This window comes from Caballeronia arationis, from assembly GCF_001544975.2.
Taxonomy (GTDB): Bacteria; Pseudomonadota; Gammaproteobacteria; order Burkholderiales; family Burkholderiaceae; genus Caballeronia; species Caballeronia arationis.
The window spans coordinates 1-25,619 of record NZ_FCOG02000010.1 but is presented as its reverse complement, the minus strand read 5'-3'; the positions used below and the strand labels follow the sequence as shown (position 1 = coordinate 25,619).

Here is a 25,619-nt window from a genome sequence, read left to right as displayed (position 1 = left end):
GCAACGATGTCCCAAGACCCGCGCGACCCCGTCATCGAGAGTCCCTTTGTAGACAACCTCGGCGTCCAGCTCATCAAAGCCGCCGACGGCGCGAGCGAAGTCGCGATGCCGCTCGCGAGCGGCCACCTGAACACGTGGGGCATCGCTCACGGCGGCGTAACGATGACCCTCGCCGACGTCGCGCTCGCCATGGCCGCGCGCAGTCTCGCGGGCGATGGCATCGGCGTCGTCACCGTCGAGATGAAAGTCAATTTTATGCAGCCCGGCCGGGGCGAGCTGCGCGCTTTCGGCCGCGTGCTGCACCGCTCGACCACGATGGCCTATTGCGAAGGCGAAATCCGCGACAGCGAAGGCCACTTCGTCGCGAAGGCGCTCGGCACGTTCAAATACATGAAGCGGCTCGCCGTCGGGCGCGACATCGTGAAACAGAAGCTCCGCTCCGATCCCGCCGCGAAGCCCGGTCCGAGCGATGCCTGAAGATCGGTCCCCGGCTTGGGCTGCGAAGATGAGCCGCGATAACGTCAGCAACCCTGTTGCAAGGGACTAGAGTAAGCGCTGAGAGGCCAACCCTGGTCGACAAAGGAGACACGCATGACCGAGCAAAACCGACAAATCCTGCTGGTCTCGCGCCCCGAAGGCGAGGCGCGCGCCGACAACTTCCGGCTCGTCGAAACGCCGCTCGCTCCGCTCGGCGACGGCCAGGTGCGCGTGCGCAATCACTACCTCTCGCTCGATCCGTACATGCGCGGCCGCATGAACGACACCAAGTCGTATGCGCCGCCGCAACCGCTTAACGAAGTGATGATCGGCGGGACGGTGGGCGAAGTGGTCGAGTCGAAACATCCGAAGTTCAAGGCGGGCGACAAGGTCGTCGGCATGTTCGGCTGGCAGGACTACGGCACGTCGGACGGCACGAACCTGAAAGTCGTCGACGACACCCACGTGCCACTCTCGGCCTATCTCGGCCCGGTCGGGATGCCGGGCGTAACAGGCTGGTACGGGCTCAACCGGATCATCGAGCCGAAAGCGGGCGAAACCGTCGTCGTGAGCGCGGCGAGCGGCGCGGTCGGCGGCGTCGTCGGGCAGCTGGCGAAGGCCGCGGGCTGCCGCGCGGTCGGCATCGCGGGCGGCGAGGACAAGTGCCGCTACGTGGTCGAATCGCTCGGCTTCGACGCCTGCGTGGACTACAAGGCCGGCAAGCTTCACGAAGACCTGAAGGCCGCCGTGCCGAACGGCATCGACGGCTACTTCGAGAACGTCGGCGGCGAAGTGCTCGACGCGGTGCTCCTGCGCATGAACGCGTTCGGCCGCATCGCTTTGTGCGGGATGATCGCGGGCTACGACGGCGCGCCGCTGCCGCTCAAGCGCCCCGCGCTCATCCTCACGCAGCGGCTGAAACTGCAGGGCTTCATCGTGAGCGAGCATATGGAGGACTGGCCGCAGGCGCTCGCGCAACTCGGCGGGCTGGTCGCGCAGAAAAAGCTGCATTATCGCGAGAGCATTGCGCTCGGCCTCGAAAACGCGCCGGAAGCGTTCCTCGGCCTGCTCAAGGGCCGCAACTTCGGCAAGCAGCTCGTGAAGCTGATCTGACCTCCCGACCCAGTCACAGCGAAAAAGGAACCGAGCGTGGATCAGTTCGAAGGCAAGGTCGCGGTGATCACCGGCGGCGGCAGCGGCTTCGGCCGCGAGTTCGCGATCAAGGGCGCGTCGCTCGGCATGAAGCTCGTGCTTGCCGATATCGACCCGAACGCGCTCGCCGAAACCGTCGAGATGCTGAGCGCATCGGGCGCCGAGGCGCTCGGCGTGCCGACCGACGTCGCCGATGCCACGCAGGTCGACGCCCTCGCCAAGACCACGCTCGACACCTTCGGCGCCGTGCATCTGCTCTTCAACAATGCGGGCGTCGGCGCGGGTGGCTTCGTCTGGGAAAACAGCGCGAACGACTGGCGATGGGTGTTCGGCGTCAACGTGATGGGCGTCGCGAACGGGTTGCGCGCCTTCACGCCGGTCATGCTCGCGCAGAACGAGCCGGCGCATATCGTCAACACGGCGTCGGTCGCGGGCCTGCTCGCGGCGCCCGCGATGGGCGTCTACAACGCGTCCAAGCACGCGGTCGTCGGAATGACGGAGACGCTCTATCACGACCTGAGGCTCGCGGGCGGCCAGGTCGACTGCTCGCTGCTGTGTCCGGCGTTCGTGCCGACCGGCATCGCGAACGCCGAGCGCGTGCGTCCCGGTGACCTGCGCAACGACGCGCCGTTGACCGCGTCGCAGAAACTCGCCGGCAGGCAATTGACGAAGGCGGTGCAGGGCGGACGGCTCTCGGCGCAGGAAGTCGCCGAGATCACGTTCGACGCCATCCGCGAGCGCCGTTTCTACGTGATCACGCATCCGATCATCATGGCGTCGGTGCAATTGCGCCTCGACGACATCGCGCAGTTGCGCAATCCCACCGATCCGCTTTCGTTGAAGCCTGGCGTGAAAGCGGGCAACTGACTCCGAACGCGTTTTCCTGATCCATGCCGCTCAATCCCAAGATCGCGCAGATTCTCGAAATGGTCGCGCGGGCCAATCGTCCGCCGTATCACACGCTGTCCCCGCAACAGGCGCGCGCGGCGTACGCGATGAGCGCGCAGATCCTCGACATTGCGCCGGCGCCGATGTACGACGTTCAGGACGTCGACGTCCCGACCCGCGATGGCGCCGCGATCCGCGCGCGCCTCTATTTTCCGTTCGAGCCAAGCTGGGCGCAGCCCGCGCCCGCGCTGGTGTTTTTCCATGGCGGCGGCTTCACCGTCGGCAGCGTCGACACGCACGACGCGCTGTGCCGCAAGTTCGCGAGCGATGCCTGCTGCGTCGTGGCATCGGTTGATTACCGGCTCGCGCCCGAGCACAAGTTTCCGGTCGCCATGAACGACGCATTCGACGCGCTTCAGTGGCTCCACGCGCAGGCCGGCACGTTCGGTATCGATGCGGCGCGCATGGCGGTCGGCGGCGACAGCGCGGGCGGCACGCTCGCGACCGTCTGCGCGGCGCTTGCGCGTGACGCGGGGCTCGCGCTGCGGCTGCAGTTGCTGATCTACCCGGGCGTGAGCGCGCGCCAGCAGACCGGCTCGCACACGCGCTATGCAGAAGGTTTTCTGCTGTCGGGCGAGACGATCCAGTGGTTCTTCGCGCAATATCTCAACGACGACTCGGAACGCGACGACTGGCGCTTTGCTCCGCTCGACGCCGCGCGCGGCCAGCCCGATTTCAAAGGCGTGGCGCCCGCGTGGATCGCGGCGGCGGACCACGATCCGTTATTCGACGAAGACGTCGCCTATGCGCGGAAACTCGATGACGCGGGTGTGACCGTGACGCTCGTGCGCTACGAAGGGATGATCCACGAATTCTTCAAGATGGGCGGCTTCGTGCCGGACGTCGCGCATGCGCACGCCGACGCGGTCCGCGCTTTGCGGGATGCGCTCGAATCGTAGGCGAGGCGCCTAGCGCTCCACGTCGAACGCGAAGCTGCGCTCGAACGCGCCCGGCCGCACGATGCGATGCGAGCCGTCGTCGTCGCTGCGTTCCTTGATCTCGACCTTCAGGCCGTCGTCGAATTCGAAAACTTGCAGCGCCGTCGTGCTGCGCGTGCCGTAGTCGGGCGATTCGATGAATGCCGCCGAGAGCACGCGCTCGCGTTCGATTGAGATGCCGGTTGCGGGCAGCAGGTCGTCGTTGGCGATGCGCGGATCGCGCAGCGTGTCAATCAGCAGGTCGAGCGAAGGCTGTCCGCTTTCATCGCTTTCGTGGATCAGGTCGCGCAACGCGTCGCGCTGGGCGACGAGCTTCGGCCAGGGCGTGTTCAGCAGGCTGTTCGACAGCCCGTGCACGCCCGGTTCGAGCAGCGACGGCGGCGTATCGGCCCGATTGCCGTACCAGCCGATCTCACGCCGCGTGAAATCGCCGACGAGCAGGTTGAAACCGTTATAGCGATCGCCTTCGCGGGCCACGCGGTGCAGATAGTCGAGCGGTGCAACCGGCGCATCGGCGAGAAAGTCGGAAACGAGCGCACCGCGCGTTGGCGCATCGGTGCGCACTTCGCTCGGCGCGCGATAGTTCGTGAGCGCGGCGAAACGTCCGTCGCGCGTCACGCCGAGCCACGTTCCGCCGCCCGACAAATCGCGGCCCGCGAGCACGTTCGGCGCATCCGCCCACCAGGAAAGCGGCTCGGTGTCGCGGCGAAAGAACTCGTCGCGGTTCGCGGCAAGCGTGAGAAGTGGACGAACGCTCCCCGAGCGATGCGCATCGGGCCGCCAGTCGAAAACGATCAGGCACATGGTTGCGCTCAGGCTCGGGTTATCAGGCGTCGGCGGGGAAAGCGTAGGGCAGCGGCAAAAACGCGAGCGCCGGTCCGTCGGACGAGCCGACGTGCACCGCGCCGTGATCGAGCGCCGCGAGCTTGATCTCGACGAGGCAATCGACGCCGCCATCTCGCGCCGGCGCCACGTTGATGACCATGCCGCACGGCTGGCCGGGGTCGTCGGAGTGAAAGACCTCGTCGCCGGGATTCGCAGATTCCGCGTGCGCGAGTGCCGTGCGCCGCTTGAGCGTGCCGCGATACTGGCTGCGCGCGACGATCTCCTGTCCCGGATAGCAGCCCTTCTTGAAGTTCACGCCGCCGAGCACGTCGAAATTGACCATCTGCGGGACGAACTGCTCCGACGTCGGCTGCGTGATGCGCGGTTCGCCCGCGTGAATGTCGAGCCAGTCCCACATCGACGCCGACGCGCGCGTGAGTTTCGCTTCGAGTTTTGGAAGTTGCGCCTCGATATCGGCTTTCGGTCCCACCCACAGGAACCGCGCGCGGTGCGCCGCGTCCGGCACGCGGATCAGCGCGCCGTGCGGACCTTCCACTTTCACGTGCACACCGTCAGGCAACGCGTCGAAGATGCCGGAGAGCGCCGCGCGGACGTCGCCCGCAAAGCCGATCGCGCCGACTTCCGGCGTCGCGTCGGACAGTTTCGCCTTCGCGCGCAGAACGAACATCGAGAGACGCTTCTGGACCGGCGCCTGCACGTCGTGCGAAATCAGGAGGCGCACGGCATCACCCGTGCGCCACATCAGGAATGATGCGAGCAAGCGCCCCTTCGGCGAGCAATAGCCGGCGAGGCGTGCGGTCGAGGCATCGAGATGCTGGACGTCGTTGGTCAGCTGGGTGTGAAGGAACGTGGCGGCGTCTTCGCCCTTGACGTCGATGACGCCGAACTGCGTGAGCGGCATGAACGCGCCCGCGTTCAGCACGGCGGTGAATTCGGTGATGTCGGGTGAGGCGGTCGGGGAATTCATGGAGTGTGCTGGAAGTCAATCCTGACTTTGGCGGAAGCGAACAAGTATTATATGGGGTCTATCTCAAGCGTGTTTCGCATGTCCCTCTTGAAGAAATGCTTCATCGCGGCGGCGGTGGCCGTCGCGATCGTGATCGCGCTCGCCGGCGGCGTGTATCACTGGGCGACGAGCCCCGTTACGCTCGCCTCGCCGCAACTCGACGTCACCATCAAGCCCCACAGCAGCCTGCGCAGCGTCAGCGCCCAGTTGAACCGCGGCGGCGTCTCGGTCGAGCCCGAGCTCTTCGTGCTGATGACGCGCGTGCTCGGCCTGCAATCGCAGCTGAAGTCGGGCAATTACGAGTTCAAGAGCGGCATCACACCTTACGAGGTGCTGCAGAAGATCGCGCGCGGCGACGTGAACGAATACGTGGCAACCGTCATCGAAGGCTGGACGCTGCAGAAAATGCGCGCCGAACTCGACGGTAATCCGGCGCTTGCGCACGACACCGCCGGCATGAGCGACACTGATTTGCTGAAGACGATCGGCGCGCCGGAAGTGGACAAGGCGTCGGCGGAAGGGCTCTTTTTCCCGGACACCTATCTCTTCGACAAGGGCACGAGCGATCTCGCCGTCTACAAGCGCGCGTACCGGCTGATGCAACTGCGGCTTACCGAAGCCTGGAACGCGCGCGCGCCGGATCTGCCTTACAAGACGCCTTACGAGGCGCTCATCATGGCGTCGATCGTCGAGAAGGAGACCGGGCGCGCGGCAGACCGGCCGCTCGTCGCGGCGGTATTCGCGAACCGGCTGAAGATCGGCATGCCGCTGCAGACCGACCCGACGGTGATTTACGGTCTCGGCCCGGCTTACGGCGGGCGGCTGAAGAAAAAGGACCTGCAAACGGACACTCCGTACAATACCTACACGCGCAACGGCCTCCCGCCGACGCCGATCGCGCTGCCCGGCGTCGCCGCGCTCGCCGCGACGATGAATCCGGCGTCGAGCACCGCGCTCTATTTCGTGTCGCGCGGCGACGGCAGCAGCATCTTTTCCGACAATCTCGGCGAGCACAACAAGGCCGTCGACAAGTACATCCGGGGTCAATGATGGCGCGCGGCAAATTCATCACGTTCGAAGGTATCGACGGCGCGGGCAAGACGACCCATCTCGACTGGTTCAGAAAGCGACTCGAAGCGCGCGTCGCACCGCTCGGGCGTTCGGTTGTCATGACGCGCGAGCCCGGCGGCACGGCGCTCGGCGAGACGCTGCGCGGCATCCTGCTGAACCAGCCGATGGACCTCGAAACCGAGGCGCTCCTGATGTTCGCGGCGCGCCGCGAACATCTCGCGCAGGTGATCGAGCCGGCGCTCGCGCTCGGCGACTGGGTGCTCTCCGACCGTTTTTCCGATGCAACATTCGCGTATCAGGGTGGCGGCCGCGGGCTGCCGCGCGACAAGCTGGAGGCGCTGGAGCGGTGGGTGCAGGGCGGTTTCCAGCCGGATCTGACCGTGCTCTTCGACGTGCCGACGGCGACCGCCAGTGAACGGCGCGGCGCGGCACGCGCGCCGGACAAGTTCGAGAGCGAGTCGGAGGCGTTTTTCAACCGCACGCGCGACGAATATCTGCGACGGGCTGCGGAATCGCCGGAACGCTTCGTGATCGTCGACGCAACACGGTCCATCGAAGATATTCAGCAAGAACTCGAAGAAGTCGTCGCAAGTATCTGATATAGAACATGATCTATCCCTGGCAAACCGATGACTGGTCCCGACTCCAGCAATTGCGCGCGCACTGGCCGCATGCGCTGTTGCTGCATGGCGAAGCGGGCATCGGCAAACTGAAGTTCGCGCAGCACCTCGCGCAGGGGCTGCTCTGCGAAGCGCAGCAGCCCAATGGCGAGCCCTGCGGGAAATGCGCGGCGTGCGTGTGGTTCAGCCAGGGCAATCACCCGGATTACCGCGCGTTGGTGCCCGAGGCGCTGGCGGCGCTCGTCGGCGCGCAGCAAGGCGAATCGGACGAAAAGTCCGACGGCGACGAAGGCAAGAAAACGCGCACGCCGAGCAAGGAAATCAAGATCGAACAGGTTCGCGCGCTGCTGGATTTCTGCAGTCTCGGCTCGCATCGCGGCGGCGCGCGCGTCGTGCTGCTGTATCCGGCCGAGGCGCTTAACGTCGCCGCGGCGAACGCGTTGCTGAAGACACTGGAAGAACCGCCTTCGGGCGTCGTGTTCCTGCTGGTTTCGGCGCGCGTCGACCGCCTGCTGCCGACGATCATCAGCCGCTGCCGCCAGTGGCCGATGTCCGTGCCGCAGCCCGACGCGGCAGTCGCTTGGCTCGCGGAGCAGGGCGTCGCCGATCCGGCGGCGCTTCTCTCGGAAGCCGGCGGCGCGCCGCTCGCAGCGCTCGCGCTCGCCGCCGACGAAAATCGGCCGCTGCGCGATTTCACCCTGGCGCAACTCGCAGCCGGCCCGAACTGCGACGCCTTCGCGTGCGGCGAAAATCTTCAAAAGCTGCCCGTGCCGCTGGTGCTCGGCTGGCTGCAGCGCTGGCTCTACGATCTGCTCGCGCAGCGCACGGCGGGCCGTCCGCGCTACTTTCCGAATGCCGCGAAGGCGCTCGATCGCTGCGCCCGCCAGGCAGACGGCGACGCGCTCGTCCGCTACATGAAGACGGTCACCCGCCAGCGCGCGGTGGAAAACCATCCGCTGAACGCGCGGCTCGTCTTCGAAGAGCTTTTCATCGGTTATCGCGACGTTTTCGCGAATTGAACACTGCCACTGTCATTCATGAGCCCGACCTACCGCGACGCCACTCTCGACGACCTTCCCGCGATCGTCGCCATCTACAACTCGACGGTGCCTTCCCGTCAGGTCACCGCCGACCTCGATCCGGTGACGGTCGAAAGCCGCGTCGCGTGGTTTCATGCGCACGGACCGCACGCACGGCCGCTGTGGGTGGTCGAAGAGGGCGGGAAGATCGTCGCGTGGCTGAGTTTTTCCGACTTCTACGGTCGCCCGGCCTATTCGCGCACGGCCGAAGTCAGCATTTATCTCGATGAAAGCGCGCGCGGTAAAGGCCTCGGCAAGAAACTTCTGCAAGCTGCGCTCGAAAAGGCGCCCGAGCTTCAGATCGATACCGTGCTCGGCTTCGTCTTCGGACACAACGTGCCGAGCGTCAGACTCTTCCAGGCCTTTGGCTTCGAAGCGTGGGGCACGCTGCCGCGCGTAGCGGCGCTCGATGGCGTCGAGCGCGATCTAGTGATCCTCGGCCGGCGTCTCGAAGCGCCGAGCACCGCCGGAACCGCCTGATCCGCCTGATCCGCACTGCCGTCGAGTCAACACAGGAACGCCACATGTTTGTCGATTCACATTGCCACATCAATTTCGAAGGCCTGGCCGACCGCATGCCTGAAGTGCTCGCCAAAATGCGCGAGCTTCAGGTCACGCACGCGCTGTGCGTATCGGTCGATCTGGAGACGCTGCCTTCGGTGCTCGAACTCGCGGAAAAGCACGAGAACATCTACGCGTCGGTGGGCGTGCATCCCGATCATGAAGACGCCGAAGAGCCGAGCGTCGCGCAACTGGTCGAACTGGCGTCGCATCCGAAGGTCGTCGCGATCGGCGAGACGGGGCTCGACTATTACCGCCTGGAAGGCCGCAGCATCGCCGACATGGAATGGCAGCGTGAACGCTTTCGCACACATATCCGCGCGGCGCACGCGACGGGCAAGCCGCTCATCGTGCATACGCGCTCGTCGTCGGAAGACACGCTGCGCATCATGGAAGAGGAGCGCGCGAGCGTGCCCGGCGGCGTGATGCACTGTTTCACCGAGCCATGGAGCGTCGCCGCACCCGCACTCGCGCAGAATTTTTACATCTCGCTGTCAGGCATCGTCACGTTCAAGAGCGCGAAGGACGTGCAGGATGTCGCGCAACGCGTGCCGCTCGAACGGCTTCTGATCGAAACCGATTCGCCGTATCTCGCGCCCGTGCCGTATCGCGGCAAGCCGAATGAACCTGCTTACGTCAGTTATGTCGGACGTTTCATCGCGCAACTGCGCGGCATGGCCGACGAAGCGCTCGCCGAGGCCACCACCGACAACTTCTTCCGGCTCTTCAAGATCGCGCGGCCGGGCGCATGATGCGACTCGATCAGCAGTTTCAACGAACGCAATCAGGCAATTCAAGGCTCACATGAACAACTACTCGATGCTCAACGCTTCTTCGTCCCGTTTCGACTCCGGTCGCCGGTTCAGTCACGCGCGCGCCGTGCTCGCGGGTGTCGTGCTTGCGGCCTGCGCGCTCGCGCAACCCGCGTTCGCCGCACCCGTCGATACGATGATCAAGGCCATCAAGTTCGACGATGTATCGGAGGTGAAGAAGCAGCTCGCTCAGGGCATGGACCCGAATCTCGTCGACAACACCGGAACGCCGCTCCTCGTGATCGCGGCGCGGGAGAAATCGGACAAGGTCGGCCAGATTCTCGCCGACAACCCGAAGACCGACCTCGAAAAGCAGGACCCGGCGGGCGAAAACGCGATGATGCTCGCGGCCCTCAACGGCGACGCGACGTTCGTGAACCTGCTGATCGCAAAGGAAGCCGAGGTGAACAAGAAGGGCTGGACGCCGCTGCATTACGCGGCGACCAACGGCCACGACGACATCGTGAAAATCCTGCTCGACCATTCGGCCTATATCGACGCCGGCTCGCCCAACGGCACGACGCCTTTGATGATGGCGGCGCGCGGCGGGCATTTGTCGACGGTGAAGCTGCTGCTCGACGAAGGCGCCGACCTGCGCGTGAAGAACCAGATCGGCATGACCGCGGTCGATTTCGCGTGGAAATACAACGAGAAGGACGTCGCGGAAGGGCTCGCGGCCCGTCTGCAGTCGATGCAGCAAGGCGGCGCGAGCGCTCCGCAAAGCGGCGCAAACAGTGCAAAATAATGCGGTTGCCGGGGTGCGATGACCCACGCCCGGCGTTCTGTGGAAACCCGGCGGCGAAACACGTTCAGCGAGGCGTCGGCGCGGGCAAAACGAAAACGAGAGTTGCGCGCGACCAATCGAATGGCCAGGACCCCGACTCAAACACCCGAATCGCAACCGCTCAACTAGAAAAGGAACATCATGCTGCGGTTTTTCGTGATGGCCAGTGTCCTTGCAGCGCCGCTTTCCGCGGCCGCGTTCACCGGCAACGATCTCAACAAGCTCTGCACCAAGACCGATCCGGTGTCGCGCAGCGCGTGCGCGTCCTATATCGAAGGCGCGTCGGACGGCATTTACAACACGATCGAGGCGATCGGGGGAACCTCTGGCCCGCAAGTCGGACAATACTTTTGTCTGCCCGCTGATGTGAAACCGCAACAACTCACCGACGCGGTGCGCAAGTACATCGCCGACAACCCCGACAAGGCGGGCTTCAACGCCACCACGATGGTTTCGCTCGGCCTCGGCAAGGCATTTCCGTGCAAGGCGGAGCGCTGAATATCGTGTGCTGACGCCGGATGCCGGGCATTGCCCCGCGTCCGGCGCAGAACCGGCGTGGCCGGTCCGCGTGACCGGCCGTTTGTTTTTTTGCCCGTGACTTGCGCCTTCTCCGCGCCGGGCCCGCGTCGTCACGCGTGGTATTCCGACCGTCGTCAACACCTTCCAGCGAGGCTGATTCCACGACGCTCATGATCTCCTTCGACGATTTCCTTCGCATTGCCGAAGCGCCGCTGCACACGTGGCCCGGCGCGCTCTGTGTCGCGGCGGTCGGCGTGGTGTTCGCGATCGGCGTGCATCGCGTGGGCTCGCGCATCCTTAAGCGCATCGCGCGGCCGTATCCGCTGATAAGCGTCGTGCTGCGCTATATCGACACGCCCGCGCTCGTCCTGCTTATCATCCTCGCGCTGGGCTTTGTGCTGTTCGAGGCGCCCGATACGCTGCCGTTCGCCGCCGTGCTGCGCGATCTCGCGACCGTGGCGCTGATCGTCGCGCTGACGTTTCTCGCGGCGCGTTCGGCGGGCGCGGTCGGCGAGGCGATCGTGCAGGCGCATCCGCTCGACACCGAGAACAACCTCCACGCGCGCCGCATCCACACGCAGGCGCGCGTGCTCGCGCGCTCGGTGATGGTCGTGATCGTGATCATCGGGTTCGGCGGCGCGCTGATGACCTTCCCGAGCGTGCGGCAGATCGGGGCGAGCCTGCTCGCGTCGGCGGGCGTCGCCGGACTGGTCGCCGGTATCGCGGCGCGGCCGGTGCTCGGCAACCTGATCGCGGGCCTTCAGATCGCGCTCTCGCAGCCGATCCGGCTCGACGATGTCGTCGTGATCCAGGGCGAATGGGGGCGCGTCGAGGAAATCACCGGCACCTATGTGTCGATCCGTATCTGGGACCAGCGGCGCCTGATCGTGCCGCTGCAATGGTTCATCGAGAACCCGTTCACGAACTGGACGCGCAACAGCTCGCAAATCATCGGAACGGTGTTCTTCTACGTCGATTACCGCATGCCGATCCTGCCATTGCGAGAGGAACTGGAACGCATTCTGGAGCACGCACCGGAGTGGGACGGCCGCGTGCAGGTGCTGCAGGTGACCGACGCCACCGAGCGCTCGATGCAGTTGCGTGTGCTCGTCAGCTCGTTCGATTCCGGCCTGAACTGGGACCTGCGATGCCGCGTGCGCGAGGGTCTGCTCAATTTCGTGCAGGCAGCGTACCCGCAGTATCTGCCGCGCACGCGGGCGGATTTGTCGTCGGACAAGGAGCACGTCCCGCACACCGAATTCGCGCCGCCGCTCGAACGCGCGGGGCCCGCGCCGAAGGCGGCGAGCACGGCCAACACGGCCGCCGACCCGGTGGCGAGCCGGGGCGAGCGCTCCGGTCCCGACCCGTCCGCGCATGCGATGGCCTCGACCACGCAGCAGCCGCCGGTCGACGGCGCCGGAAACCCTGCGCTTTCCCGCGAGTCGTAAAATCAGACGCGGTTCGACGTGTCGCCCGCCGGATGCCCGGCGCATGCGCATCGTCGAACCCGAGCCCATCCCAGATTCGAAGCAAGGAGAAGTACATGAGTCGCCTGGTTGTCGTATCCAATCGAGTTGCCTCGCCCACCGAAACCAAGGGTTCGGCGGGCGGCCTTGCCGTCGGCGTTTTCGGCGCGCTGAAGGACAGCGGGGGTGTCTGGTTCGGCTGGAGCGGCGACGTGGTGAGCGAGAGCGTGGCGAACTCCGGGCCGACGCTCGTCCAGGACGGTGCCGTGACCTTCGCGACGGTCGGCCTGCCGAAGAAGGACTACGACCAGTATTACCGCGGTTTTTCGAACGCGACGCTGTGGCCGGTCTTTCACTACCGCAACGATCTGGCCGTGTACGACCGCGAGGAATACGCGGGCTATCGTCGCGTGAATTCGTGGCTCGCGCACAAGGCGATCAAGCTGCTGCAACCCGACGACATCGTCTGGGTCCACGACTATCACCTGATCCCGTTCGGCGAAGCGCTGCGTTCCGAAGGCGTGACGAATCGCATGGGATTCTTCCTGCATATTCCGTTTCCGTCGCCGCAGATTCTGTTGAACATCCCGCCGCACGCGGAACTCGTGAAGTCGCTGTGCTGCTATGACGTCGTAGGATTTCAGACGGAAGGTGACCGGATCGCTTTTCACGACTACATCGTACGGCACGCGCACGGCACCGCCACGCCCGACGGGCAGGTCGAGGCCTTCGGGCGCAAGCTCAAGACGGGCGTCTACCGGATCGGCGTGTTCCCCGACGAAATCGCAGAGCAGGCGCGGCGTGGCGAAGCGCGGCAGGACGTGATGGACCTGAAGCAGAGCCTCGAAGGCCGCAAGCTGATCATGAGCGTCGACCGGCTCGATTATTCGAAGGGTCTCGTCGAGCGCTTTCGCGCGTTCGAGCAGTTCCTGGAGAAGTCGCCCGAGTGGCGCGGCAATGTCACGCTCGTGCAGATCGCGCCGCCGACGCGTTCGGACGTCGACACCTATCAGCAGATCCGCCAGAACCTCGAATACGAAGCGGGGCGGATCAACGGCCGCTATTCGGGCCTCGACTACACGCCGATCCGGTATCTCAACCAGCGATACGACCGCTGGAAACTGATGTCGCTGTTCCGGGAATCGCAGATCGGGCTTGTCACGCCGTTGCGCGACGGGATGAATCTCGTCGCGAAGGAATACGTCGCTGCGCAAAATCCGGACGATCCGGGCGTGCTCGTGCTGTCGCAATTCGCCGGCGCCGCCGACGAAATGACGGGTGCGCTGATGGTCAATCCGCACGACATCGTCGGCATGAGCGATGCGCTCGGACGCGCGCTCTCGATGCCGCTCGCCGAGCGCCAGGAGCGCTACAAGACGAACATGGTCGCGCTGCGCGAAAACGATCTGGGCGTGTGGCGCGACAATTTTCTGGCCGATTTGCGGGGCGCAGCTGTCAAATAGGCCCCCACGGGCCTGGTCGGGGGAATGTTTCCTGAATGTAACAGGGCAATGGAAATGAAAGAGTCGGACGAAGTTGCCCGGCTCGCGTCGATAATGGTCCTGCGCGCGTTACATGGCGCGAAGTGCATGCGCGGCCGGATCGAAACGCGATCCGCCACGCGCCGCCAGTTAGGGCAAACCTCGTTGTCCGGCGCACCGCGCGGCTGTCATACTCGTGCGCCCGGACGGCCGCGCGCGCCGAGCCGGAGCGACGGCGCGCGAGCGTGAACGCAAAACGCGAACGCAATCGAGCGCCCGACATCCGCAAGTGAAGACCCGTGGAGACGAATCAATGAGAATTGCCCAGATTGCCCCTCTGACCGAGTCGGTTCCGCCGAAGCTGTATGGCGGCACCGAGCGCGTCGTGTCCTATATCACCGAGGCGCTTGTCGAACTCGGCCACGACGTGACGCTGTTCGCAACCGGCGATTCGCAGACGAAAGCGACCCTCGAAGCCGTCTGGCCGCGCGCGCTGCGCCTCGATCCGGCAATCCGCGACCGGATCGCCCCGCACATGCTGCTGATGGAGATGGTCCGTCGCCGCGCCGACGAATTCGACGTGCTCCATTTCCATATGGACTATTACTCGTTCTCGCTCTTCAAGCGGCAGGACACGCCGTTCGTCACGACCCTGCATGGCCGGCTCGATCTGCCGGAACAGCAGCCCGTCTTCGATACGTTCAACACGGCGCCGGTGATTTCGATTTCGGATTCGCAGCGTCATCCGCTGCCGCAGGCCAAGTGGCTGACCACGGTCTATCACGGCCTGCCGGAGAAGCTCTACGAACCGCAGCCCGTCGAGCAGAAGTACCTCGCGTTTCTCGGCCGTATCTCGCCGGAAAAGCGTGTCGATACCGCGATCCGCATTGCGGGCCGCTGCGGGATGCAAATCAAGATCGCGGCCAAGGTCGATTCCGCCGATCACGAGTACTTCGAGCGCGAGATTGCGCCGCTGCTCAAGCTGCCTTACGTGGAATTCGTCGGCGAAATCAACGACAGCCAGAAGGCCGATTTTCTCTCCGGCGCGCATGCGCTGCTCTTTCCGATCGACTGGCCGGAGCCCTTTGGCCTCGTGATGATCGAGTCGATGGCGTGCGGCACGCCGGTGATCGCGTTCAACCGCGGCGCGGTGTCCGAAGTGATCGACGAGGGCGTTTCGGGCTTCATTGTCGAGGACGAGATCGGTGCGGTGGCTGCCGTCAACCGCCTGCATACGCTCTCGCGCGCACGCGTGCGGCAGCGCTTCGAAGAGCGCTTTACGTCGCACCGGATGGCGCAGCAATACGTCGATGCCTATCAGGCTGTCGTGCGCGCGCAAAAACGCGCACGCTTCAAGCTGATCGACCGCGCGACGACCTGAACTCCAGGCGAGCGTCCCGGTAAAAGACAAAACCGCCGCGCGGCACGCCCCGGAAGTCGTACCGCGCGGCGGTTTTGCTTTGCCGCGAGCAACGCGCCAGCCGAAGCCGGCGTGCGATGCGTCAGATCTTCAGCTTCGAGACCTTCGTGCCGGCCAGCGAAACGTCGGCCATCAGGCCGGCATTCGTCAGGATGAACGCTTCGACCGGTGCAGTGGCGGTGGTCGTGTCGACCGTGCCGTTCGCGCCCATCTTCACGAGCGCCACCGATGCGTCGACGCCCGCAGCCCAACCGTCGGAGTTGCGGAATTTGTCGAGCGCGTCCTGCGTCATGAACAGGAATATCAGCGACTTGGATTGCGCGCCGGCCTGCAGGCCGACCGATGCCGAGGTCGTGCTGTAATAGCCGACCGTGCCGCCGCCGACTCGCAGCGCGCCCTTGCCGTATTGCGCGCCAATCACGAAGCCCGCCTGGATAACCGACGGGAACACCAGCACGCCGCGCGACTTCCCGACGAGTTCGCGCGAGCCGCGGACGGTCGCGTACAGACGCTGCATGGTTGCGTCGACGTCGGCGTCGATGGAGCGCCGTTCGTCCGACTCACCGGCGGTCTTTTGCTCGCCCTTGTTCGAGGTCGTCGTGCAGCCGGCAAGCGCGAGGCCTCCCAGAGCGAGCGCAGCGGTCGACTTGAGCATGAAGTTTCGTCTTTGCATCATTTTCTCCATCGTGGTCTTGGGAAACCCCATTTAAGCGGGAGGGTGCAGCATGCGAAGTTATAGCACAGCAACCTGCGCACAACGTCTCGTGAGAATCGCGCCAAGCCTTGTCCAGCTTGGGTCGGCTGATCCCGCACGAATTCAGGCGGTAATTTTGACTTCAGAGCTTACTCCGTTTTACAACGTATTTGCGAGGTTTTAAACGGGTATTGCACTGAGCTTTGTCGCATCGGAACAACCCGTCGCGATGTCGCTCGCTGTACGTCCGGCGGGCGAAAGCGGTCAAAACTACCCGCGCGTTTGGTATGAGGATCGATCCGAAGGATCAGGGAAATCACCCCCGCCATGTTGCGCGAATGCCGCATTCTTCTTTCGGCGGGGAATGAACAGCAATGAGCGTGCCAGGGTGGCAGCGATTCAGGGACGCGGCGTCGATTCGACTTCGGGCCGGCTCGCGTGCGCCTGCTGCGAAGGGCGGCGGAGCGCCCGCCGGATCGCGCCGATCACGACGCCCAGTCCGAATAGGAACGCCGCCGGGACCACCCAATAACCGACGAACGCGTGCCACAGGTAGGCGGCGAGCGTGCTTTTGCGATGCTCGTATTCGTCGATGGCGTCCTGATGCTTCGCCGCGTTGGCGGAGAGCACGTCGGCCGGACAGCCTGCGGTGCGGGCCTCGTCGGGCGAGCCGTGGCAGCGCGCGGGCGCGCCTTGCGCGCGCTGGACGTCGGTGAATTGCCAGGTGGACAGCGCGCGTTCGAGATCGACCTTGTTATAGGCCATCTCTTCGCGGATCTCGTTGACCGCGACAATCATCACCGGGACCGCCCAGAAGACGATCACCAGCAGCCACCGCCGGAACCAGCGGTTCTTGTGTTTCCAGGCCATCCACTGTCTCCGTCCGATGCAATGCTGCAAGCCGGAAAACCCGCGGCGGCCGATGGCGCGTTTCTAGTTCGAATGTGGGGGCCGCCTTCGCGCCATCTTATGAGAAAAAGGCGGCGTCGCGTATCACCTTTATAGGTGCACTGCAATATGAGTGGGGCGAAATGCCGCGCACATCTCTTGGAGAAGATCGTGCGGGAAGATGAGCCGGGCTTTCCGGCCCGGCGCGGCGAGGTGCGGTGAGGTGTTTGAGAAAGTGCGCGCGCTCAGCCCTTGGCGCTCAAACAATCCTTCATGTACGCCTTGCGTTCGTCGCCTTTCTTGCCGTTCGCCGACTTGTTGCACGCGGTCATCTTCTCCTGCTGCGTCATCGGCGCCGAAGCCGCCACGGGCGCCGATGCCGAGAGGCAGGTTTGCATGAACGCCTTGCGCTCGTCGCCTTTCTTGTCGGCCGCCTGTTTGTTGCAGTCGGTCATCTTCGACTGCTGGCTGTTCGCGCCGAATGCGCCGGGTGCGGCGAGCGCCATGCCGAGCACGGCAACGGCGACGCTCGACTGGATGAATCGGTTGGATCGGATGTTCATATGACGCTCCCTTGAGTTGATTTTGACCTGCTTGGCGCTTCTTGTGGGAAGGACGGCGACGCGAGGAAGATCGATGCGCGGCATGCGGACCGGCGTTCGCCAGCGCATTATGGCAAACCGAATATCGCGATTGTGCGAGCTCAGGGGAAATCGGGACGCCACGGCGGGCGAACTGTCCACGACGCGGTTCGCGGAAACACTCCGCCGGTTGTAAGCTGCAATGGCGCGCGACCCGTGCATCTGGCGGATTCGCCTTACAGTTGCGCCGATGCCGGCTGGAACATCGCTTGCAGACCATCCCGCCAAGTCGTGCGTGTTCCGCACATTTGCGTTGCACGACCACAACAGCGCGCCTGCCGCATGCGTCGGAATGTCGTCGCGATGCCTTGTGCCTGCGCCACACTAAAACCGATCGAAGGAGTCGCTCATGTCTACCCCGCTGTCCGATCACTACAAAGGCTTCGAAATCAAGGTGCAGGCATTGCGGCGCGCGAAGGAACGCGACGAACCCGACGACGGCCCGCGACATTTCGACATCGTCGTGACCATTTCGCGCAGTTCGAGCGGCGAGAGCGGCCGCGCGGAAATGTTCGGCGTGCCCGACCAGGAGCCGTTCGAGAGCCCGATCGACGCGACGCGCGCCGGCATTGACTACGCGCGCGACATCATCGACAACAAGGTGGAAGGCCAGTCCGTCGACGAGTTGTAAGTCCGCGTTCAGGTCGGCCGCCACCACGGGGCGATGCCCGGTTGACCAGAGGCGCGCCGCAACCGAGAATCGACGGCGGGCGGAGCGGGCAAGTGCCGGAAAAGTCATGCGCTGCATGCAAACGCTGGCCGCATTGCGTCCAGCACGCTACAGGCCGCAACCGCCCGTCGAAGCTGCACGAACCAGACAACGCAAAACGATATAACTGGAGATACGCATGAACCGAAACATCCGCCGGCGCGTTCTGTCGGCTGCCGTCGCGCTCGCCGTTTGTACTGTCCTGCCGCTGCCGTTTTCCGTCGCCCAGGCGCAAACGCCGGCGAAGCCGAAAGTCGCGCTCGTGATGAAGTCGCTCGCGAACGAGTTCTTCCTCACGATGGAATCCGGCGCCAAGGACTACCAGAAACACAACGCCAGCCAGTTCGACCTGATCACGAACGGCATCAAGGACGAAACCGATACCGCCAACCAGATCCGCATCGTCGAGCAGATGATCGTCTCGAAGGTCGACGCGATCATCATCGCGCCGGCGGATTCGAAGGCGCTCGTGCCGGTCATCAAGAAAGCGGTCGATGCGGGCATCATCGTCGTCAATATCGACAACCGGCTCGACCCGGACGTGCTCAAGTCGAAGGACCTGAACGTGCCGTTTGTCGGCCCGGACAACCGCAAGGGCGCGAAGAAGGTCGGCGACTATCTCGCCAAGCGCCTGAAATCCGGCGACGACGTCGCGATCATCGAAGGCGTCTCGACTACGACCAACGCGCAGCAGCGCACCGCCGGCTTCAAGGACGCGATGGAAGCGGGCGGCATGAAGGTCGTCGCGCTCCAGTCGGGCGACTGGGAAATCGACAAGGCGAACGCGGTGGCCGGGCAGATTCTCAACGCCAATCCGACCGTCAAGGCGCTTCTCTGCGGCAACGACAACATGGCGCTCGGCGCCGTCTCGGCGATTCGCGCGGCGGGCAAGGCGGGCAAGGTGCAGGTGGTCGGCTACGACAACATCAACGCGATCAAGCCGATGCTCAAGGACGGCCGCGTGCTCGCCACCGCCGACCAGTACGCGGCGAAGCAGGCCGTGTTCGGCATCGACGTCGCATTGAAGGCGATCGCCGGCCACAAGAAGCAGTCGGAGCTGTCGGGCGTGGTGGAAACGCCGGTCGATCTGGTCACGAAGTAGCGGTCCGTCGCGAAGCCGCGCGCCGCGCGTGCCGGAAGGCCTAAAGTTTCCCCGAGCGGCGCCGATAAGCCGGTGAAGAGCGTGATTCCCGGTACGCCGGGCGCCGCCCGCTGGTCGCAGAAGCGCCGGGGGCGGGCGGCCGCCGCTACGTTGCGAGACACAGCGGCGCCATGTCTCACGCGCCCCGGAAGAAGCGAGCGTCGCTTTTTCCACTAGGAACAGGATGCCCAACCAAGCCCAACCTGCAGCCGCCATTGACGGACCGGGAGCGCCGGGAGCGCCCGCCGTGCTCAGCGTCGACGGGATCGGCAAGACTTATGTCGAGCCAGTTCTGTCCGACGTCTCGCTCGACCTGCATGCCGGCGAAGTGCTCGCGCTGACGGGCGAGAACGGCGCGGGCAAGAGCACGCTGTCGAAGATCGTCGGCGGGCTCGTGACGCCGACGACCGGCACGATGACGCTCGCAGGCGCGCCGTACGCGCCCGCGAGCCGCGGTGACGCCGAGGCGCTCGGTGTGCGCATGGTGATGCAGGAACTGAATCTCCTGCCGACGCTGTCGGTCGCGGAGAACCTCTTTCTGAACCGGCTGCCGACGAAAGGCGGCCGGCTCGGCTGGATCGACCGCCGCACGCTTGCCGAGAACGCGCGGCACGCGATGGCGCAGGTCGGGCTCGATGCGATCGATCCCGACACGCCGGTCGCCGCACTCGGCATCGGCCACCAGCAGATGGTGGAGATCGCGCGCAACCTGATCGGCGACTGCCGCGTGCTGATTCTCGACGAGCCCACGGCGATGCTGACCGCGCGCGAAGTCGACCTGCTGTTCGAGCAGGTCGAGCGCCTGAAGGCGCGCGGGGTGGCGCTTGTCTATATCTCGCACCGGCTGGAGGAACTGAAGCGCATCGCAGAGCGGGCGGCCGTGCTGCGCGACGGACGGCTCGTGCACGTCGGCCGGATGGCCGAACTGTCGAGCGAGCGGATCGTCACGCTGATGGTCGGGCGCGACATCGGCGAGCGGATCGATCTCGGCGAGCGCCGGATCGGCGAGGTGGCGCTGAAGGTCGAAGGAATGACGCGCGGGAAAGTCGTGCGCGACGTGTCGTTCGAGGTGCGCGCAGGCGAGATCTTCGGCGTGAGCGGGCTGATCGGCGCGGGACGCACGGAACTGATGCGCCTCATCTACGGCGCGGACGAAGCCGATGCGGGCGTCGTGAAGGTGGCCCACAAGGGACCGCTCGAGCCGGCGCGGATCGCTTCGCCTGCGGACGCCGTGAAGCACGGCATCGCGCTCATCACCGAGGATCGCAAGGGCGAGGGCCTCTTGCTGCCGCTGCCGATCGCCGCGAACATTTCGCTCGGCAACATCGGCGAGGTGGCGCGGCATGGCATCGTCGACGCGAAAAAGGAAGCCGCGCTCGCGCAGACTCAGATCGACGCGATGCGCATCCGCAGTTCGGGCCCGGCGCAGGCGGTGTCGGAACTGTCGGGCGGCAACCAGCAGAAGGTGGTGATCGGCCGCTGGCTCGCGCGCGACTGCACGGTGCTGCTCTTCGACGAACCGACGCGCGGCATCGACGTCGGTGCGAAGTTCGATATCTACGGGCTGATGGGCGCGCTCGGACGGCAGGGGCGCGCGCTCGTCGTGGTGTCGAGCGATTTGCGCGAACTGATGCTGATCTGCGACCGGATCGGCGTGATGTCTGCCGGGCGGATGACGGGCGTGTTCAGCCGCGAGAACTGGTCGCAGGATGCGCTGCTCGCCGCCGCGTTCGCGGGTTACGAGAACCGCGAGGCGATCATGCACGAGCCGCTCGAACCCGATGCGAAGGCGCCCGACCTGCCGGGCGCGAACGCGGCGGACAACAACACGTTGGAGCATTGAATGACGAGCCAGCCGAGCGGGACGGAGCCGGGGAGGACGGATGTGCAGGCCGAGCCGCCCAAGGCGGCGAAGGCAGTCGGCACGCGACTGGGGTTTTCGAACTATCTCGGCCTCGCGGGCGCGCTGATCGTGATGATCGCGCTGTTCTCGACGCTGAGTTCGCACTTTCTCACCTACGACACGTTCAGCACGATCGCGAACCAGATTCCCGATCTCGTCGTGATGTCGGTGGGCATGACGTTCGTGCTGATCATCGCGGGGATCGACCTGTCGGTGGGATCGGTGCTGGCGCTGGGCGCGTCGGTCGTGAGCGTGGCGGCCCTGCAGTGGCACTGGCCGGCGCTGCCCGCCGCGCTGCTAGGGCTTGCGGCCGCCGCGCTGACCGGCACGGTGACAGGCATGGTGACGGTCGCATGGCGGATTCCGTCGTTCATCGTGTCGCTCGGCGTGCTCGAAGCGGCGCGCGGACTCGCGTATCAGATGACGAATTCGCGGACGGCCTATATCGGCGACGCATTCGATTTTTTGTCGAATCCGATCGCTTTTGGAATTTCCCCTGCATTTTTGATCGCAGTTGCCGTAATGATAGTGGCGCACCTCATACTCACCCGGACGGTGTTCGGGCGCTATCTGGTCGGAATCGGCACCAACGAGGAAGCCGTGCGGCTCGCGGGCGTCAATCCGCGGCCCTACAAAGTGATCGTGTTCGCGCTGATGGGCGCGCTTTCGGGGCTCGCGGCGCTGTTTCAGATCTCCCGGCTCGAAGCCGCCGATCCGAACGCGGGCGCGGGGCTCGAACTGCAGGTGATCGCGGCGGTCGTGATCGGCGGGACGAGCCTGATGGGCGGACGCGGCTCCGTGATCAGTACTTTTTTTGGCGTGTTGATCATATCGGTGCTGGCGGCAGGACTTGCGCAGATCGGCGCGAACGAGCCAACCAAGCGCATCATCACGGGTGCGGTGATCGTGGTGGCGGTCGTGCTCGACACGTATCGCAGCAAGAAAAGGCGCGCGTGAACGCAGTGGAGAACAGAACCGGACACGAGCCTGCAAGGGCGGCGCAAGCCGCCGGCGGCGACAGACCAGCCACACTGGCAGACGAAACAGCAGGAACGCAGAAAGCAACACGACAGAGCGGGTGACCGGACGGGGAACATCGACCGTCAAGGCGGAATCGATGAAAGCGAGCGCGCGAAAGGGTTGCGCGTGCCGGTAGCCCTCCATCAAAAAAAGCAGCAAGTCGGACCAAAGTCGGAGAAGGACCAAGTATGGCGACGATCAAAGACGTGGCAGCCATTGCAGGGGTGTCGTTTACGACGGTATCCCACGTAGTGAACAATTCGAGGCCGGTGTCGGCCGATGTACGGGCGAAAGTCGAGCGCGCGATCCGCGAGCTGGACTACGTGCCGTCGGCGGTCGCGCGCTCGCTGAAGGCGCGCTCGACGGCGACGATCGGCCTGCTCGTGCCTAACGCGACCAATCCGTATTTCGCGGAACTGGCGCGCGGCGTCGAGGACGGCTGCGCGAAGAACGGCTACTGCGTGTTCTTCTGCAATTCCGACGACGACCCCGCCAAGCAGCGCAGCTACCTGCGCGTGCTGCAGGAAAAACGCATCGACGGGCTCGTGATCGCCTCGGCGGGCGAGGACGCGGTGCTCGCGCAGTCGCTCGCGGGTTCGCGCGAGCCGCTCGTGATCGTCGACCGCAACATTGAGGGCATCTCGGCCGATCTCGTGCAGATCGACCACGAAAAGGGCGCCTATCTCGCGACCCGGCACTTGCTGCAGCTCGGCCACGCGGAAATCGGCTGCATCACGGGGCCGGTGTCGACGGCGGTGAGCGCGATGCGCGTGCACGGCTTCATCCGCGCCATGGCAGAGCGCGGCATCGAGATCGAGCCGGGCGCGATCGTCGAAAGTGATTTTTCCGCGACGGGCGGTTACGCGGCGGCCTCGCAGCTGTTCGATTCGTTGAAACCGAGCGCAATCTTCGCGTGCAACGACATGATGGGCATCGGCGCATTGCGGGCGGCGGCGGAGCGCCAGATCAGCGTGCCGGGCGACTGCTCGATCATCGGTTTCGACGACGTCGAGCTGAGCCGCTACACGTATCCGGCGCTGTCGACGGTCGGCCAGTCGGTGCGCGCGCTGGGCGAAATGGCCGCGCTGACGCTGATCGACCGCATCACCGGCAAGCTCGCCGGCACGACGCGCCGGCGCGTGGTGCCGCCGCGCCTTTTGTGGCGCGAGTCGACGGCAGTAGTATCCGAAACGCGCGTACCGAGGCGCACGGCCGCACAGAAGGGCTGAGCGCCGGACGACGCGGCCCGAACTCAGAACGGAGACGAACTCGAAATGTCCGCCGCCCAGGCAACACCCTCGAATTCTTCCACGGACGATCGCCGTGGCCGCGTAGTGGTGGTCGGCAGCCTGAACATGGACCTCGTCGCGCGGGCGCCGCGGCAGCCGTTGCCGGGCGAAACGCTCGCCGGTCACGCGTTCGCGCAGGTGCCGGGCGGCAAGGGCGGCAACCAGGCGGTGGCGGCGGCACGGCTCGGCGCAAGGGTCGCGATGCTAGGCTGCATCGGCGACGATCCGAACGGCGCGACGCTCAGGCAGGGCCTGGAAGCCGAATCGGTCGATTGTGCAGCGCTCGGCACGAGCGCATCGCCGACGGGCGTTGCCCTGATCATCGTCGACGACAGCAGCCAGAACGCGATCGTCATCGTCGCGGGCAGCAACGCAGACGTCACGCCGCAGACCATCGCCCGAAACGAGGCGCTTCTCGCCACGGCGGACGTGATCGTCTGCCAGCTCGAAACGCCGCCGGACACCGTGCGCGCGGCGCTCGCCGCGGGCCGGCGCCTCGGCAAGACGACCATCCTCAATCCGGCCCCGGCCGCGAACGCACTGCCCGACGACTGGTTTCCGCTCGTCGACTATCTCATTCCGAACGAACTGGAAGCGGCGACGCTTTCCGGCATCGAAATCGCCAGTCCCGAAGACGCCCGTCGCGCCGCTCTCGCACTGCGGCAAAAAGGGGCTCGAAACGTCATTGTGACGCTCGGTTCGAAAGGCGTCTTCGCGCTCCTGGAAGACGGCGCGGGCGAGCACATCGGCGCACCGGAAGTGCAGGCCATCGACACCACCGCCGCCGGCGACACCTTTATCGGCGGGTTTGCCGCGGAACTGGCGCGTGGTAGCGCGGTGCCGGCAGCGATTGCTTTCGGCCAGCGCGCGGCGGCCGTCGCGGTCACGCGAGAGGGCGCCCAGCCGTCCATTCCGCACCGCAGCGAAATCGAGGAATAAAGCTCTTCAGTGGGCGCATAAAAAGAACGTTTGTTCGCGCACCGCTTTTCGTCAGACGAAAAATATTCCTCAAGTGCCCCGGGCGAACGCCGTAATCCGGAGATAAGCGGCGCGCACGGCGTTCCGCTTGCGGCGACGGCGCAGGGCTGTCGGCGATCCCAATGACCGTACTCGCTTCCGGCATCAAGACAACCGGGCATCAAGGACAATCATGACCAAGAGTTTGACGATCAAGGCGCGCCTCGGCATTTCGATGGCGTTTCTCGGCGCATTGCTCATCGCGATCGGCGCGCTCGGCCTGGTCGGCATGAGCCGTTCCAACGACGCATTTCTCGATACGTTCTCGAACCAGATGCCGAGCGCGATCGCGGTCGGCAACACCGAGCTGTACGCGGCGCGCGAGCGCCTCGTGTTCGACCGCGCGGCGCTCCTCGCGGGCACCACGGAAGCGGCTGCGACCATCGACCGTGCGCGCATGATGCGCGAGCGCGCCGACAAGTACTGGAAGGAATACACGTCGCTGCCGCAGTCGCCGTCCGAAAAGGCGCTCGCGGACACCGCGCAGGCCCGGCGGCTCGAACTGCAAAAGCGCGTGGACGCGGGCATCGCGGCCGTCGTGGCCAACGATCACGACCGCATCATCGCCGAAGCCAAGGCGATGCAGGCGAGCTACAACGACCTGTCGAATGCCAACGACGCGCTGCGCAAGGAACTCACGGAAGGCTCGCGCCAGTCCTACGACGAAGCACAACAGCGCTTCAGCCTGTTCCGCACGGTGAGCATCGCCGCGATCGTCGCGGGCCTGCTCGCGGCCGGTTTCGCATGGGTGTCGCTGCGCCGTGCAATCGCCCGTCCGCTCGACGAGGCACTCGGTCACTTCGACGCAATCGCCGCCGGCGACCTGCGCCACAAGGTCAACGTGCGCTCGAACGACGAGATGGGCCAGTTGCTGCGCGGCCTCGCGAAGATGCAGGCGAGTCTCGTCGGTACGGTCGAAACGATGCGCTCCGGCAGCGAATCCATCGCCTCGGCGACCAAGGAAATCGCAGCGGGCAATATCGACCTGTCGTCGCGGACGGAGGAACAGGCTTCCGCACTGCAGGAAACGGCGTCGAGCATGGAGCAGCTCACCGGCACCGTCAAACAGAACGCCGACAACGCCCGCCAGGCGAGCACGCTCGCCGCGAACGCGTCGGAGATCGCCAACAAGGGCAG

At 65.2% G+C, this 25,619-nt stretch carries 26 protein-coding genes; 21 read left to right on the top strand and 5 right to left on the bottom strand.

What is annotated here, in order from left to right:
• Positions 1 to 6 precede the first annotated feature (6 nt).
• From AWB81_RS08135 to AWB81_RS08120, 4 genes are all read left to right on the top strand, one after another.
• Positions 7 to 477 (top strand): PaaI family thioesterase, encoded by a 471-nt coding sequence (locus AWB81_RS08135; RefSeq protein ID WP_062634002.1) that lies wholly within the window; start codon positions 7 to 9, stop codon positions 475 to 477.
• 114 nt (positions 478 to 591) lie between these two features.
• Positions 592 to 1,590 (top strand): NADP-dependent oxidoreductase, encoded by a 999-nt coding sequence (locus AWB81_RS08130; RefSeq protein WP_062634000.1) that lies wholly within the window; start codon positions 592 to 594, stop codon positions 1,588 to 1,590.
• Positions 1,591 to 1,626: 36 nt separating this feature from the next.
• Positions 1,627 to 2,496, top strand: coding sequence for an SDR family oxidoreductase (locus tag AWB81_RS08125; protein WP_062633998.1), 870 nt, complete (start codon positions 1,627 to 1,629; stop codon positions 2,494 to 2,496).
• A gap of 23 nt (positions 2,497 to 2,519) precedes the next feature.
• Positions 2,520 to 3,476 carry an alpha/beta hydrolase gene (locus tag AWB81_RS08120; protein ID WP_062633997.1) on the top strand — a complete coding sequence of 319 codons (957 nt, stop codon included), beginning with the start codon at positions 2,520 to 2,522 and terminating at the stop codon, positions 3,474 to 3,476.
• Positions 3,477 to 3,485: 9 nt separating this feature from the next.
• On the opposite strand, the gene AWB81_RS08115 is transcribed toward AWB81_RS08120, so the two are convergent.
• Positions 3,486 to 4,319 (bottom strand): NRDE family protein, encoded by an 834-nt coding sequence (locus AWB81_RS08115; protein WP_062633995.1) that lies wholly within the window; start codon positions 4,317 to 4,319, stop codon positions 3,486 to 3,488.
• Between the two features lie 22 nt (positions 4,320 to 4,341).
• On the bottom strand, positions 4,342 to 5,328 hold the full coding sequence (ygfZ, locus tag AWB81_RS08110; protein ID WP_062633993.1) for a CAF17-like 4Fe-4S cluster assembly/insertion protein YgfZ: 987 nt from the start codon (positions 5,326 to 5,328) through the stop codon (positions 4,342 to 4,344).
• A 78-nt stretch (positions 5,329 to 5,406) separates the two neighbouring features.
• On the opposite strand from ygfZ, the gene mltG reads away from it, so the two are divergent.
• The 10 genes from mltG (at position 5,407) to AWB81_RS08060 (ending at position 15,141) form a co-directional block, all read left to right on the top strand.
• Positions 5,407 to 6,417 carry an endolytic transglycosylase MltG gene (gene mltG / locus AWB81_RS08105; protein ID WP_062634199.1) on the top strand — a complete coding sequence of 337 codons (1,011 nt, stop codon included), beginning with the start codon at positions 5,407 to 5,409 and terminating at the stop codon, positions 6,415 to 6,417.
• Entirely contained in the window at positions 6,417 to 7,037 is a 621-nt protein-coding gene (gene tmk / locus AWB81_RS08100) for a dTMP kinase (RefSeq protein WP_062633991.1), read from the top strand. The genes mltG and tmk overlap by 1 nt, the downstream gene beginning before the upstream one ends.
• A gap of 8 nt (positions 7,038 to 7,045) precedes the next feature.
• Positions 7,046 to 8,077: a DNA polymerase III subunit delta' gene (locus tag AWB81_RS08095; RefSeq protein ID WP_062633989.1), complete on the top strand. Its 1,032-nt coding sequence runs from the start codon at positions 7,046 to 7,048 to the stop codon at positions 8,075 to 8,077.
• Positions 8,078 to 8,095: 18 nt separating this feature from the next.
• A complete protein-coding gene (locus AWB81_RS08090; RefSeq protein WP_062633988.1) occupies positions 8,096 to 8,617 on the top strand; it encodes a GNAT family N-acetyltransferase in 522 nt (173 codons plus the stop codon).
• Between the two features lie 44 nt (positions 8,618 to 8,661).
• On the top strand, positions 8,662 to 9,450 hold the full coding sequence (locus tag AWB81_RS08085) for a TatD family hydrolase (RefSeq protein WP_062633986.1): 789 nt from the start codon (positions 8,662 to 8,664) through the stop codon (positions 9,448 to 9,450).
• Between the two features lie 52 nt (positions 9,451 to 9,502).
• A complete protein-coding gene (locus AWB81_RS08080) occupies positions 9,503 to 10,255 on the top strand; it encodes an ankyrin repeat domain-containing protein (RefSeq protein ID WP_062633984.1) in 753 nt (250 codons plus the stop codon).
• Positions 10,256 to 10,435: 180 nt separating this feature from the next.
• Positions 10,436 to 10,792, top strand: coding sequence for a Rap1a/Tai family immunity protein (locus tag AWB81_RS08075; protein WP_062633982.1), 357 nt, complete (start codon positions 10,436 to 10,438; stop codon positions 10,790 to 10,792).
• A gap of 191 nt (positions 10,793 to 10,983) precedes the next feature.
• Complete coding sequence (locus AWB81_RS08070; protein ID WP_062633980.1) at positions 10,984 to 12,261, top strand: mechanosensitive ion channel family protein; 1,278 nt, start codon at positions 10,984 to 10,986, stop codon at positions 12,259 to 12,261.
• A 95-nt stretch (positions 12,262 to 12,356) separates the two neighbouring features.
• Entirely contained in the window at positions 12,357 to 13,742 is a 1,386-nt protein-coding gene (gene otsA / locus AWB81_RS08065; RefSeq protein WP_062633978.1) for an alpha,alpha-trehalose-phosphate synthase (UDP-forming), read from the top strand.
• 331 nt (positions 13,743 to 14,073) lie between these two features.
• Positions 14,074 to 15,141: a glycosyltransferase family 4 protein gene (locus AWB81_RS08060; RefSeq protein WP_062633977.1), complete on the top strand. Its 1,068-nt coding sequence runs from the start codon at positions 14,074 to 14,076 to the stop codon at positions 15,139 to 15,141.
• A 121-nt stretch (positions 15,142 to 15,262) separates the two neighbouring features.
• Here the strand turns inward: AWB81_RS08060 and AWB81_RS08055 are convergent, their stop codons facing one another.
• The 3 genes from AWB81_RS08055 to AWB81_RS08045 all read right to left on the bottom strand — a co-directional run bounded on the left by AWB81_RS08055 (position 15,263) and on the right by AWB81_RS08045 (position 17,325).
• Complete coding sequence (locus tag AWB81_RS08055; protein ID WP_062633975.1) at positions 15,263 to 15,853, bottom strand: BPSL1445 family SYLF domain-containing lipoprotein; 591 nt, start codon at positions 15,851 to 15,853, stop codon at positions 15,263 to 15,265.
• Between the two features lie 420 nt (positions 15,854 to 16,273).
• Positions 16,274 to 16,744, bottom strand: coding sequence for a hypothetical protein (locus tag AWB81_RS08050; protein ID WP_062633973.1), 471 nt, complete (start codon positions 16,742 to 16,744; stop codon positions 16,274 to 16,276).
• 263 nt (positions 16,745 to 17,007) lie between these two features.
• On the bottom strand, positions 17,008 to 17,325 hold the full coding sequence (locus AWB81_RS08045; protein ID WP_062634197.1) for a PsiF family protein: 318 nt from the start codon (positions 17,323 to 17,325) through the stop codon (positions 17,008 to 17,010).
• Between the two features lie 427 nt (positions 17,326 to 17,752).
• Here AWB81_RS08045 and AWB81_RS08040 point away from each other — a divergent pair, with 427 nt between their 5' ends.
• The 7 genes from AWB81_RS08040 to AWB81_RS08010 form a co-directional block, all read left to right on the top strand.
• Positions 17,753 to 18,034 (top strand): hypothetical protein, encoded by a 282-nt coding sequence (locus AWB81_RS08040; RefSeq protein WP_062633971.1) that lies wholly within the window; start codon positions 17,753 to 17,755, stop codon positions 18,032 to 18,034.
• A 217-nt stretch (positions 18,035 to 18,251) separates the two neighbouring features.
• Complete coding sequence (locus AWB81_RS08035) at positions 18,252 to 19,214, top strand: sugar ABC transporter substrate-binding protein (RefSeq protein WP_062633969.1); 963 nt, start codon at positions 18,252 to 18,254, stop codon at positions 19,212 to 19,214.
• A gap of 223 nt (positions 19,215 to 19,437) precedes the next feature.
• Positions 19,438 to 21,096, top strand: coding sequence for a sugar ABC transporter ATP-binding protein (locus AWB81_RS08030; protein WP_062633967.1), 1,659 nt, complete (start codon positions 19,438 to 19,440; stop codon positions 21,094 to 21,096).
• A complete protein-coding gene (locus tag AWB81_RS08025) occupies positions 21,097 to 22,113 on the top strand; it encodes an ABC transporter permease (RefSeq protein ID WP_062633965.1) in 1,017 nt (338 codons plus the stop codon).
• 251 nt (positions 22,114 to 22,364) lie between these two features.
• Positions 22,365 to 23,405, top strand: a complete 1,041-nt coding sequence (locus AWB81_RS08020) for a LacI family DNA-binding transcriptional regulator (protein ID WP_062633964.1) — start codon at positions 22,365 to 22,367, stop codon at positions 23,403 to 23,405.
• A gap of 45 nt (positions 23,406 to 23,450) precedes the next feature.
• Positions 23,451 to 24,404, top strand: a complete 954-nt coding sequence (gene rbsK / locus AWB81_RS08015) for a ribokinase (protein ID WP_062633961.1) — start codon at positions 23,451 to 23,453, stop codon at positions 24,402 to 24,404.
• A 211-nt stretch (positions 24,405 to 24,615) separates the two neighbouring features.
• Positions 24,616 to 25,619: methyl-accepting chemotaxis protein (locus tag AWB81_RS08010; RefSeq protein WP_144444089.1), on the top strand; the 1,004-nt coding region annotated here is incomplete at its 3' end.

Excerpts from the sequence above, each read along its gene's own strand:
- AWB81_RS08135 (WP_062634002.1), top strand. The coding sequence starts at position 7 with ATGTCCCAAGACCCGCGCGACCCCGTCATCGAGAGTCCCTTTGTAGAC.
- AWB81_RS08130 (WP_062634000.1), top strand. The coding sequence starts at position 592 with ATGACCGAGCAAAACCGACAAATCCTGCTGGTCTCGCGCCCCGAAGGC.
- AWB81_RS08120 (WP_062633997.1), top strand. The coding sequence starts at position 2,520 with ATGCCGCTCAATCCCAAGATCGCGCAGATTCTCGAAATGGTCGCGCGG.
- AWB81_RS08115 (WP_062633995.1), bottom strand. The coding sequence starts at position 4,319 with ATGTGCCTGATCGTTTTCGACTGGCGGCCCGATGCGCATCGCTCGGGG.
- ygfZ (WP_062633993.1), bottom strand. The coding sequence starts at position 5,328 with ATGAATTCCCCGACCGCCTCACCCGACATCACCGAATTCACCGCCGTG.
- mltG (WP_062634199.1), top strand. The coding sequence starts at position 5,407 with ATGTCCCTCTTGAAGAAATGCTTCATCGCGGCGGCGGTGGCCGTCGCG.
- tmk (WP_062633991.1), top strand. The coding sequence starts at position 6,417 with ATGGCGCGCGGCAAATTCATCACGTTCGAAGGTATCGACGGCGCGGGC.
- AWB81_RS08095 (WP_062633989.1), top strand. The coding sequence starts at position 7,046 with ATGATCTATCCCTGGCAAACCGATGACTGGTCCCGACTCCAGCAATTG.
- AWB81_RS08090 (WP_062633988.1), top strand. The coding sequence starts at position 8,096 with ATGAGCCCGACCTACCGCGACGCCACTCTCGACGACCTTCCCGCGATC.
- AWB81_RS08085 (WP_062633986.1), top strand. The coding sequence starts at position 8,662 with ATGTTTGTCGATTCACATTGCCACATCAATTTCGAAGGCCTGGCCGAC.
- AWB81_RS08080 (WP_062633984.1), top strand. The coding sequence starts at position 9,503 with ATGAACAACTACTCGATGCTCAACGCTTCTTCGTCCCGTTTCGACTCC.
- AWB81_RS08075 (WP_062633982.1), top strand. The coding sequence starts at position 10,436 with ATGCTGCGGTTTTTCGTGATGGCCAGTGTCCTTGCAGCGCCGCTTTCC.
- AWB81_RS08070 (WP_062633980.1), top strand. The coding sequence starts at position 10,984 with ATGATCTCCTTCGACGATTTCCTTCGCATTGCCGAAGCGCCGCTGCAC.
- otsA (WP_062633978.1), top strand. The coding sequence starts at position 12,357 with ATGAGTCGCCTGGTTGTCGTATCCAATCGAGTTGCCTCGCCCACCGAA.
- AWB81_RS08060 (WP_062633977.1), top strand. The coding sequence starts at position 14,074 with ATGAGAATTGCCCAGATTGCCCCTCTGACCGAGTCGGTTCCGCCGAAG.
- AWB81_RS08055 (WP_062633975.1), bottom strand. The coding sequence starts at position 15,853 with ATGCAAAGACGAAACTTCATGCTCAAGTCGACCGCTGCGCTCGCTCTG.
- AWB81_RS08050 (WP_062633973.1), bottom strand. The coding sequence starts at position 16,744 with ATGGCCTGGAAACACAAGAACCGCTGGTTCCGGCGGTGGCTGCTGGTG.
- AWB81_RS08045 (WP_062634197.1), bottom strand. The coding sequence starts at position 17,325 with ATGAACATCCGATCCAACCGATTCATCCAGTCGAGCGTCGCCGTTGCC.
- AWB81_RS08040 (WP_062633971.1), top strand. The coding sequence starts at position 17,753 with ATGTCTACCCCGCTGTCCGATCACTACAAAGGCTTCGAAATCAAGGTG.
- AWB81_RS08035 (WP_062633969.1), top strand. The coding sequence starts at position 18,252 with ATGAACCGAAACATCCGCCGGCGCGTTCTGTCGGCTGCCGTCGCGCTC.
- AWB81_RS08030 (WP_062633967.1), top strand. The coding sequence starts at position 19,438 with ATGCCCAACCAAGCCCAACCTGCAGCCGCCATTGACGGACCGGGAGCG.
- AWB81_RS08025 (WP_062633965.1), top strand. The coding sequence starts at position 21,097 with ATGACGAGCCAGCCGAGCGGGACGGAGCCGGGGAGGACGGATGTGCAG.
- AWB81_RS08020 (WP_062633964.1), top strand. The coding sequence starts at position 22,365 with ATGGCGACGATCAAAGACGTGGCAGCCATTGCAGGGGTGTCGTTTACG.
- rbsK (WP_062633961.1), top strand. The coding sequence starts at position 23,451 with ATGTCCGCCGCCCAGGCAACACCCTCGAATTCTTCCACGGACGATCGC.